Below are 10,584 nucleotides of genomic sequence, written 5' to 3'. Positions count from 1 at the left end.
CTTCCATCCCCCCGAAACTATACACTAAAATGGGTATATTTTAATTTTCACAATCCATTCCTTATTGCTGCTCTGATGGGAATCAAAAGATCCATCAATCTGCTTAATTTTATTTAATACGAGATTGAAAACTAAAATAATACGACACGTTTTGTCGCTCCACATATATAAATTTGCAGAAAGATATTTCAAAATATGGGGAAAACCATATGTTATCAAATGAAAAATATTTCTATATTAGCCAACTTAAAAATTAACAAATCGATGAACAAAAAATTTATTTTGCGGTTACTGCTATTAGTAACAGTCTCTCTATTTTTTTTTCAATTCGTGTAGAACCGATGAAGCTACACAAGAAGAAAAAAGAACTGAAAGAGAAAAAATAGAAGCATTTAGTAGGTTTGAGAGCAATCTAGACTCTCAAAAAAACACACAAAAGAACTCTGAATACGTCAGTTATCATGAGCCCTTTAAGGAAATTATTCAGACATTCATGAACAATAATCCTGCTTTCAATCAAAAATTCCAGAATGAAGTAGGAGAAATCTATTTTAATCTTAGAAGTATTACTTACGGAGAAACAACAAAAGGAATTGCCTACCCTATCATAAAAGACGGCTCAGTTAATGCAGTACTGGTAGGATTGGTCAATCCTAAAAGAGATTGGGTTAATTTTATAGTATTGAAAAATAATTCACCCGAAGTACAGAGTATAATTTCAAATTTTCAAAACGTTTACAATTCACCTTCAATAGCATCAAGAGGTGGACAGCCTGAGCAAACAGAAGATATACTACCCGTCATAATTACTGTTTATGGAGACATTACGGGACCTGTTAATCATTATTACCAGCCTTACGTAGATTACGGAAGCAATGGTGGCGGAATGAGTGGAGGGTCTGACACCTACGGGGGAACTGGTGGAAGTCAAACACAAAACCCTCAGGACCCGAAGAATCCTTGTGAAAAGACGACTGGTATAATAACCAATACCGCCATCAAAGCAAAAATAGATGAACTAAAAGAACAAGCTCCTAAAGGAGGTGAGCTAGGAGTAAAATTTAAAATAGACGGAACACCTTCTGAGACAATACCTGGCCTGGCACACAGTGTAAATTTCAAGGATAAAACAGGTTATGCAGGTGGCTATCACAACCATACGCCAACAGGAATACCCATGTTATCACCACCAGATGTTGACCAGTTATTAGGTTTTGCGAGAGCACAACCAACTTCCAATCCTGCAAATGTAAACAATGCATATGTTGGAATGGTTGCTCCAAATGGTATGCATTATGTTATTTGGTTTAATGGAACTTATCAAGATGCTATTACCAATTATTCACAAGACCAGATAGATGCTTATATTATTGATTATATAAAGACTGAAAGTGATTTAACAGATAAAGCAAAAAATGGAATGACCTACATGAATAGCGATGGTACAATAAATAATTTAGGAGTGGAAAAACTTTTTTTTGAAACATTAAAGAATATGGGACTGGAAGGAAAAGTTAATTTACAAAGAATAGAAAATGATGGGACTGTAAAAAATATTAATCTGAATGCCAATAATCAGCCAACCTCAACTACTTGCTAATAATAAATCAAATATAGAATATGAAAACAAATATCAAAAAAACAATATTTTTTAGTCTTTTTTTATGCTTTTTATCTTGTAAAGCACAAACTATACTCCCTTTAAACACTTCTTTAAAGGATATTCCTGCTAATTCTTATTTAAAAGATTTAAACAGTGAATTAAATTCATATACTGGGGTATTTCAAGGAAATTTTCAAGGAAAAAACATTATACTATACATTACAAAAAGTGAAAAGAAATTACAAAAAAGTTCACAAAAAAACTATTATTCAGATGTTTTAGATATAAAGTATGTTGTTAAAAATTCTTCTGGTGTAGTTTTGCAAGACACTAAGAATAATAATATCCCCTCAATTAATCTTTATAGTATAGGAACAAAATCTTATGATAATTCTACTATATTCTTTTATAGTGGTACAAATTGCCGTGTTGGTTGGGGTAAAATAATTCTAAAAAAAATCAGTTCTACTCAAATCTCATGGGAATACCGACCTAATGATATTATCCTTGATGATAGTAAGTGTCCTCCTGGAACAGATATTAATATTTATCTTCCTGAAACAAAAGGTTTAATTTTTACGAAACAGTAATCACGCTTAATACCTTTAAATAAAAAAATGATTGGCTTTACCTATCTGCGGTAAAACCAATCATTTTCATTTTATAGTTAATTCAAAAGTTTGCTATGCGGGCTAATTTCGATAAGTTATGTCTAATTCAATTAAATATATACCATTCCATCTTCGATACCGTCGAAACTATATACTAAAAATGGTATATTTTAATTTTTACAATCCATTTCTTACTGATGCTCTGATAGGAATCAAAAGATCCATCAGCCCGTTTAATTTGATCTCATAAACTGTTGAAAGCTGCATTCCCAGTTTTCCCTTTGGCATTCCGTTTTTATTGAACCATTCAAGATAGCTGATCGGAAGATCAATAAGAACCGTTCCTTCATACTTACCAAAAGGCATTTTCATTACACAGATTTCTTTTAATATTTCGGGATTAAGTCCTTCCACTTTTATATAATTAAATTAATTTTTCTTTAATATCATCCTCACCGGGTAATTCAAGATCCGGAGGAGTATCTTCATCCGAAAATTCATTTCTGTATACCTGAACCAGAAGAAGGGTAAGGGAGATCAGAATAGGACCAAAAATAAGCCCCATGAAGCCAAAAAGATTCATTCCCATGATGATTCCGAATACGGTATTCAATGGGTGAATATTTTCCAGCTTCTTTAAAAGGGTAAAGCGAAGCAGATTATCTGTAAGCCCTACCACCACAAGACAGTAGATTGCCAAACCAATTCCTTGTCCGGTATTGCCTTCCGCAATCATAAAGATACACACCGGAACATAGATAATAGCTGTTCCTACTACAGGAATCACAGAAGCCGCAGCCGTTAGTGCAAAAAGCAATGCTGCTCCAGGTGCTCCAAAAATCAGATAACCGATGAGAGCAACAATACCCTGTCCTATAGCTACAACCGGAATCCCGATAGCATTGGCCATGATCAGTTTTCTCATTTTATCGCCTATCAAAGAAATGTTGGATCTCTTCAACGGTGCTGAAGAAGTAAGGATCTTTTCAAAAAGCCTTGGTCTTTCCAGCATAAAATAGAGAATAAAATACATGGACATCACTACTGTAAGAGTATTGAATGTACCGCTGACAGCAGAAGTAGAAACTTTTCCTACATTATCTTTCAGCTTGGTCATATTTTCTTTACTCAGAATATCAAATCCTGTTTTAGAGAAAATATAAGAATGAATTTTATCCAGGAAGATATTGAACTTGGCCATATAAGCCTGTGCATTTCCCAGCTTATCAATAATCAGATCAGCAATAAAATAAATCGGAAGAATAAGAACAATAAGACTTGCAAACATCAATGTAAAAGCCGCAAGTGACGGTTTCCATTTTTTTTCTTCCTGCAGATAAAAATTATACTTCCTGCAGACTACATAAATGGTAATTGCTCCCAAAACCGAGGGAATAAACAATGCCAGATTAAAACAGATCAATCCTGCCAATACCAGAATGATTGCCAGCAATGACATCTGCTTTATCGCAACACTGCTTATTTGTTTGTCCTTATTCATCATGTATTTTTATTTTATTTGCTGTACATAATTTGTCTTGGTTTTCCTAAGAAAGCACAATAAGTAGAGTACATTACAATCATAATAAACGGAGCTGTCAGGATAACTCCTATACCACAAAGAATAACCCCTGCAATAGAAATCAAAAATCCTAAAAATCCTGTCAATAAGAAAGTTCCATAGTTTTCTTTAGCAATGTTGAACGACTTTGATAAAGCTTCTGTAGCTGAAGCATTTTCAAATAACAGAATCGGATATCCTATTAAAAGGAAAGGATATACAAAAATGATAGGTAAAACGCACAATGCCAGAGCAATTGAGGAAATAATCCAGGCAAGAAGACTGTAAATCAAAATGTTTACAAAATTCTGGCGGTATCCGATAAAAAGATCAGAAAATTCAATCGGGCTTTTGGTATTGTATTTATTGACCATGTAGATCAATCCTACATACAAAGGAGATAATAAAAGGCCGAAAAGGCTGGAAGCCCCCATATATAAAGGAAGCCCCGGAGCACTCCAATAATTAAAATCACCTCCTGAAGATTTCATCTCTTCTACCATAGAAGCAGAATCAAACCCCGTAAGCATCTGAATAACAGATCCTCCAATTAGATAAATAATCATAGCTACAATTCCGTAACCGAAAACGCCTTTGTACATTTCAAAAGCATGAGAAATAATTGATCCCGTATCTCTATTAGGTACAGAGCCTTGCTGATCAAATTCGTTAAATTCAGACATAGTTTAAATATTTAATGATTTTACCAAATTTACTTTTTTTTAGTAAAAACATCACATTAAACACGAATGAATTTTAACTTTTCTCCGAAAAGACAGTTTTATAAAGGGAGTAAATCATTGCATTCCAAAAAGGAAAAGTGAAAAGTCCACCTATCAGAAACAAGGCAAAACCTAAATACTTAAATAGAAAAGCTACGATCACACACACCATGATTTCAACGAAATACATTTTAAGAGCTTTAAAATTCAGGGAAATGGCTTCAAAAATTCTTTTATTGGTAAAGAACATCAATGGAGCAACAAAGATGGTTACAGCAACCCAAATTACTGCCAATACAACGGTAGGAATGGTAAATCTGTAAATGAAGAACCAAAAAAGAAAATATCCCACATACTTAAAAAAGTTAAGCCCGTTATACCCGGCAAACAAATCTCCTATCACAATATTCTCTTTAAGATCAAGCTTACGGAAGATCTGGAACATTCCAAGATTCAAGGGATACAGAAAAGCCGTCGTTCCCCAGATTGCCAATGTAAACATCTGATAATTTTCGGTAGCTGTTATTTGCTCCATTTTTTTCAGATAAACCTGAGTGCCTTGCATAAAAGCTTCCTGCAATTCTTTATTATAAGAAAAAATATCATACTTCTCTCCGAAAAGCATCACTCCGGTAAGCAATATTCCAAAAAATACGATGGAAAACATCAACTGAAAAACGAGTGTCTTATTCCAATAAAAAAATGCCTGCTTCAATATAAAATCTATTCCCGGTTTCTGAGGATATTTATTCTGCATCATAAAAAAAATTTATGCAAAAGTAAACATCAATAAGTACTTTTGCAGAATGTTTTCAGTGAATCATCAAAAATTTATGGAAATGGACGAACTTTCTCTTCAGAAAGTTCCCTATTTTTTCGTAATCGACTTTCTTTCGGAGAATGTTGAAATCTATCAGGAGCATGAAATTGAAAAAGAAGGTTTAATCATTGATTTTCAAGAGTTTTCAAACACCAGAGAGACACATAAACTGGACAAAAAAATAGTCTGGAAATCCTTTCCTGAAACATTGGAGAGCTTTCAAATTGGTTTTGGTAAGGTTCAGAAAAATATTCGTCTGGGAAACTCTTACTTAGTAAATTATACTAGAAAAACGAAGATAGAGACCAATTTAACCTTAGAAGAAATTTTTTACCACTCAAATGCTAAGTACAAAGTTTTTTATAAAGATTTTTTTGTATTTTTTTCTCCTGAAACTTTTGTAAAGATCATCGACGGAAAAATTTTCACCTATCCTATGAAAGGAACAATTGACGCATCTATTGAAAATGCAGCAGAAATTCTGAAAAATGACAGAAAGGAGAAGGCAGAACATTATACCGTAGTAGATCTTCTCCGGAATGATCTGAGTATGGTAGCTGATGAAGTAAAGGTGGACCAGTTCCAGCATATTGACTTTATCAAAACCCAACAAAAGGATCTATATGCAATGAGTTCTGAAATTTCAGGAATGATAAAACCTGAATATGAAGGAAAAGTAGGAAGTATTATGCAGAAACTTCTTCCTGCGGGCTCTATTTTAGGAGCTCCCAAACCTAAAACACTGGAAATAATTCTGGATGCGGAAGGATATGACAGAGGATATTACACGGGAGTTTGCGGCTGGTTTGACGGCCAAAATGTAGACAGTTGTGTAATGATACGCTTTATAGAAAAAGAGGAAGACCAACTTTATTTCAAAAGCGGAGGCGGTATAACGCACATGAGTAAATTAGAAGACGAGTATCAGGAAATGAAAAATAAAATCTATGTCCCAATTCATTGAAAGCATTAAAGTAGAAGATCAGGAGATTTTTCTATTGGATCTACATCAGAAACGTGTCAATCAAACATTTTCCCATTTCGGGAAGGAAGACTCTATTGATCTGGCCAAAATCTATAAAAATCTGCAGCATGATGAGGATGGTCTTTTCAAGTTAAGAATTGCTTATGACCTTGACAAAAAAATCAGAACACAGATGATTCCTTATGCAATTCCGGAAATACAGGATTTCAAACTGGTAGAAAATAACAGCTTCGATTATTCATTCAAGTTCGAAGATCGTAAAGAGCTCGATAAAATGAAAGCTAAGGCCAAAGCTGAAGAAATTATCATCGTTAAAAACAACCATATCACCGATACTTCTTTTTCCAATCTTTTGTTTCTGAAAGGAAAAGACTGGTTTACTCCTTCTACTTATCTGTTGAACGGAGTACAAAGACAGTATCTTTTAAAGCAAAAAAAGATCAAAGAAATGGAAATTACTTTACAGAATATAAAGCAATTCACCCATTTCCAGATCATTAATGCGTTGAATGACTTTGATGATATGTTTATCTATCCTATCGACAGAATTATCAATCTGCCGGGGAATGAAGAATATCTTGATCTTTAAATCTATTTCATAAACTCAAAATACGACTTCAGTACATCTGCACTATTTTTCCCGTGAGTATTTACTTCCAGGATTTTTGGCTGTGCATCAGGTTTAAAAAAATTCTCAAGAACTCTGTCCAGAGTAAGCTCATCCTCTACTCTGATATAGGAAAATCCGAAATGTTTCGCCAGAGATTCGGCATTCTTGCGGTGTTTGGTGGCAATAAATTCGTCTAAAGTATTCGGGTTGGCATTTCCAGGTCCCGGAATGATTTTAAAGATATTTCCTTCACCATTATTGAAGATCATAATTCTTACAAATGGAGGAATATATTGATTCCAAAGACCATTGATATCATAGAAGAAACTCAGGTCTCCTGTGACCAATAAAGTTGGATTTTCATTTTTGATGGCAAATCCCATTGCTGTAGAAGTAGATCCATCAATACCACTTGTTCCTCTGTTACAATACATTTTTCTCTTTCCGAAATCAAACAGCTGAGCATATCTGATCCCAGATGAATTACTGAAGTGGATGTTATAGTTTTCAGGAATCGTCTGTGATGCTTTATTGAAGAAATAAAAATCCGAAAAATCAATTGTATTCAGAAACTGCTCATGCTTAGCATCTTTTTTATCCCTTAAAACGTCCCAAAGATTAAAATAAGGTCTTGGTTCCAGATTGATAAATTTCAGTAGCTTTGAGAAGAAAACTTCCGGTTTCACTTCTATTTTTTCTGTCAGTGAGAAATAAGTATCAGGCTGCCAAACTTCATCCAAATGCCAATGTTGTTTTGGGCGGGCACTTCTCAGAAATTGTTTTACTTTCTTGGAAACCACATTCTGCCCTATCGTAATCAACAGGTCTGGAGCATATGTTTTATAATCCTCTTCCGTAAAATTGAAGATATAACGGTCTATATGTTTGAAGAACTTCTCATGATGTAAATTTGAATTGGCTTCACTCAATACTACCACGGAATGGTTTTTCACCAACTGAGTCAGCTGGTTTTCCAGTTCCGGACTATAATCTCTTGTTCCTACCAACAGCATAATTCTTTGTGAAGTATGCCATTCCGCAATCAGATTGGATGGGATTTCATACTCTTTATGCTTGATTGTTTTCTCCACAGTTGGAAAAGTAGGAAGCTCTGACACCAACTCATATAAAGGCTCTTCCAAAGGAATATTAATATGTACCGGACCTTGTTTTTCAAAACAAAGTTCAATAGCTTTTTTAATGATATCAAAATTAATATCTTCTGCATTCTCCTTGCTGTCTTCCAAAAGCTGGAAATCCCCATAGGAATGCTGATGAAAAACATCCTTCTGCCTTATCGTCTGCCCATCGAATATATCCACGAAATCGGTCGGCCGATCTGCTGTCAGTACCAAAAGGGGAACATTCTGATAGAAAGCTTCGGTAATCGCCGGATAATAATTAACAACTGCTGATCCGCTCGTACAGGTAATCGCTGCAGGCTTTTTCTCACTTTTTGCCATTCCCATTGCCACGAAAGCAGCACTTCTTTCGTCTACAATGCTATAACAGTTGAAACTATCTACCTCTGAAAAATGGATGGCCAAAGGAGCATTTCTTGACCCCGGAGAAATTACGATATCTGCAATTCCGTACTGCTGAAGAAGATGTGCAAGTATTTGGATACTTCTCTTAGAAGAATATTTTTTCATACAGCAAATTTAACTTATAAATAATGATTTTAAAATCATTTAAATTAAAAAAAATGTAATTTTGCTGTTCGTAAATTTCTAAAAATGGATAAAATACCTAGTGTAGACCTGCGTGATTTCCTTTCGGGCAACCCGGAACGCAAACAGAAATTTGTAAATGAAATCGGAAAAGCTTATGAAGAAATTGGTTTTGTAGCCTTAAAAGGCCACTTTCTTGATGACAACCTGGTAGAAGATTTGTATGGAGAGGTGAAAAACTTTTTTGAACAACCAGTGGAAACGAAACAAAAGTATGAGATTCCAGGAATTGGTGGCCAGAGAGGTTATGTAGGATTCGGTAAAGAAACTGCTAAAGGTTTCAAAAAAGGAGACTTAAAAGAATTTTGGCATTTTGGGCAGTATCTGTCTGATGATTCAAAATACAGAACTGAGTATCCGGACAACGTAATCGTTGATGAGCTTCCAAAGTTCAACGAAGTTGGTAAAGAAGCATTCCAAATGCTTGAGAAAACAGGACAGTATGTGTTAAGAGCCTTAGCATTACACCTTGGTTTGGATGAATTTTATTTTGATGACAAAATCGCAGAAGGAAATTCTATTTTAAGACCTATTCATTACCCACCAATCACAGAAGAACCGGATGATGCGGTAAGAGCTGCTGCTCATGGAGATATCAACCTAATTACTCTTTTAATGGGAGCACAGGGTAAAGGTCTTCAGGTTCAGAACCACAACGGAGAATGGATTGATGCTATTGCAGAACCAGATGAACTGATGATCAACGTTGGAGATATGCTTTCAAGACATACCAACAACAAATTGAAATCTACCATCCACAGAGTGGTAAACCCACCAAGAGAAATGTGGAGCACTTCAAGATATTCAATTCCTTTCTTTATGCATCCTGTCAGTGCCATGTCTTTAAATGCACTTGAAAACTGTATAGATGAAAACAATCCAAAATTATACGAAGATACCACTGCCGGAGAATTCCTGCACGAAAGATTGATCGAACTGGGATTGATTAAAAAATAAAAAGAAACGGCTGTCTCTATTTGAGGCAGCCGTTTTCATTATACTATCCTGTTATACAATAAAATTCAGGACATGGTGTAGGTTGTGTAAAAGTACCCCACGGACAGATGCAGGTGTATGTATCTCCACCGCCACCAGGATTTTCTCCACCTCCAGGATTTTCGTAAGGAACACATTTTCCCCCTGAGCAGATTTGTCCTGCAGAACAGCCTCCTTCTCCCGGTCCACCGCCTTCTAAGCAATAGGCTGGAAAATTGACCCCCGCAACAATACTTCTCTTGTCGTCTCTTGAAAGTTTTTTAAAATTTTTCATAGTTATAGTTTTAATTTTCCTACTCTATAAGCTTTTCGGATAACGCTAACTTAAAAATAGCATTTATTTTACTAACAATCAAATATTTAGGTAAAAATCATTGATCATATAGCTCTCAAAACTGTTTATTATATTAATTTTTTATTTTTAATCTAATAAACGTTATTAATTAAAAATATTTTAACTATTTTTACTTTACTTACAAATTTTCAATTAAAACAATATGAAAAATCTAAAAAAACTAAAAAAAGACCAATTAAAAAACATTTCTGGAGGTGCTAACCTTCCTGAAACAGATTTCTGTATGTATTATTGCAATGGAACAATTGTTTGTGCAACCTGCAGCGATGATTTCAAATGCCCGGATACCAACAATGATATGTAATTTTTACAATCACAATGTCATAAAACTAAACCGTTTCTTTATAGAAGCGGTTTTTTTATTTCTTTTGACTTAAAATAAGGTGAATTTTGAGGGATTAAATCTCCTTTATATACCTGAATTAACATTCAAATACAATAAGCGATTTATGAGCTTAAAATGATAGAGGGATTAATTTCCGGGGTACGGGGTTCGAGTTACAGAGATTAGACGTCAGAGTTGCAAATGTGAGAATACACCTTTATTCCAATTTTGTCATTCCCTAAGAATCAAGGTTGATGTATGAGAGG

At 34.6% G+C, this 10,584-nt stretch carries 12 protein-coding genes; 6 read left to right on the top strand and 6 right to left on the bottom strand.

Annotation, left to right across the window (positions count from 1 at the left end):
* The first annotated feature begins 493 nt into the window (after window positions 1-493).
* Both REB14_RS24075 and REB14_RS24070 read left to right on the top strand, forming a co-directional pair.
* On the top strand, window positions 494-1,600 hold the full coding sequence (locus REB14_RS24075) for a hypothetical protein (RefSeq protein ID WP_309523490.1): 1,107 nt from the start codon (window positions 494-496) through the stop codon (window positions 1,598-1,600).
* Window positions 1,601-1,620: 20 nt separating this feature from the next.
* Window positions 1,621-2,193, top strand: a complete 573-nt coding sequence (locus REB14_RS24070; RefSeq protein WP_309523489.1) for a hypothetical protein — start codon at window positions 1,621-1,623, stop codon at window positions 2,191-2,193.
* A 198-nt stretch (window positions 2,194-2,391) separates the two neighbouring features.
* Here the strand turns inward: REB14_RS24070 and REB14_RS24065 are convergent, their stop codons facing one another.
* The 4 genes from REB14_RS24065 to REB14_RS24050 all read right to left on the bottom strand — a co-directional run bounded on the left by REB14_RS24065 (window position 2,392) and on the right by REB14_RS24050 (window position 5,257).
* Entirely contained in the window at window positions 2,392-2,628 is a 237-nt protein-coding gene (locus REB14_RS24065; RefSeq protein WP_309523488.1) for a DUF3820 family protein, read from the bottom strand.
* A 10-nt stretch (window positions 2,629-2,638) separates the two neighbouring features.
* Window positions 2,639-3,718, bottom strand: coding sequence for an AI-2E family transporter (locus REB14_RS24060; protein WP_309523487.1), 1,080 nt, complete (start codon window positions 3,716-3,718; stop codon window positions 2,639-2,641).
* Between the two features lie 11 nt (window positions 3,719-3,729).
* The gene (locus tag REB14_RS24055) at window positions 3,730-4,458 is read right to left on the bottom strand and encodes a beta-carotene 15,15'-monooxygenase (protein ID WP_034692782.1); all 729 of its coding nucleotides are present in this window, start codon (window positions 4,456-4,458) and stop codon (window positions 3,730-3,732) included.
* A gap of 73 nt (window positions 4,459-4,531) precedes the next feature.
* Complete coding sequence (locus REB14_RS24050; RefSeq protein WP_079243568.1) at window positions 4,532-5,257, bottom strand: hypothetical protein; 726 nt, start codon at window positions 5,255-5,257, stop codon at window positions 4,532-4,534.
* A 46-nt stretch (window positions 5,258-5,303) separates the two neighbouring features.
* Here REB14_RS24050 and REB14_RS24045 point away from each other — a divergent pair, with 46 nt between their 5' ends.
* Complete coding sequence (locus REB14_RS24045) at window positions 5,304-6,281, top strand: aminodeoxychorismate synthase component I (RefSeq protein WP_309523486.1); 978 nt, start codon at window positions 5,304-5,306, stop codon at window positions 6,279-6,281.
* The gene (locus tag REB14_RS24040; protein WP_079243570.1) at window positions 6,265-6,891 is read left to right on the top strand and encodes an aminotransferase class IV; all 627 of its coding nucleotides are present in this window, start codon (window positions 6,265-6,267) and stop codon (window positions 6,889-6,891) included. Before REB14_RS24045 ends, REB14_RS24040 begins: the two co-directional genes overlap by 17 nt.
* 2 nt (window positions 6,892-6,893) lie before the next feature.
* Here the strand turns inward: REB14_RS24040 and menD are convergent, their stop codons facing one another.
* Complete coding sequence (menD, locus tag REB14_RS24035) at window positions 6,894-8,564, bottom strand: 2-succinyl-5-enolpyruvyl-6-hydroxy-3-cyclohexene-1-carboxylic-acid synthase (protein ID WP_309523485.1); 1,671 nt, start codon at window positions 8,562-8,564, stop codon at window positions 6,894-6,896.
* A gap of 84 nt (window positions 8,565-8,648) precedes the next feature.
* Between menD and REB14_RS24030 the strand changes: the two genes are divergently transcribed.
* Complete coding sequence (locus REB14_RS24030) at window positions 8,649-9,599, top strand: isopenicillin N synthase family dioxygenase (protein ID WP_079243572.1); 951 nt, start codon at window positions 8,649-8,651, stop codon at window positions 9,597-9,599.
* A gap of 43 nt (window positions 9,600-9,642) precedes the next feature.
* On the opposite strand, the gene REB14_RS24025 is transcribed toward REB14_RS24030, so the two are convergent.
* Entirely contained in the window at window positions 9,643-9,912 is a 270-nt protein-coding gene (locus REB14_RS24025) for a hypothetical protein (RefSeq protein ID WP_079243573.1), read from the bottom strand.
* Window positions 9,913-10,135: 223 nt separating this feature from the next.
* Here REB14_RS24025 and REB14_RS24020 point away from each other — a divergent pair, with 223 nt between their 5' ends.
* Window positions 10,136-10,297 (top strand): bacteriocin-like protein, encoded by a 162-nt coding sequence (locus REB14_RS24020; protein ID WP_167595399.1) that lies wholly within the window; start codon window positions 10,136-10,138, stop codon window positions 10,295-10,297.
* Window positions 10,298-10,584: the final 287 nt, after the last annotated feature.

Origin of the sequence: Chryseobacterium metallicongregator (genome assembly GCF_031324065.1) — a bacterium.
GTDB lineage: Bacteria > Bacteroidota > Bacteroidia > Flavobacteriales > Weeksellaceae > Chryseobacterium > Chryseobacterium metallicongregator.
This window is presented reverse-complemented; position numbering and strand designations above follow the sequence as displayed.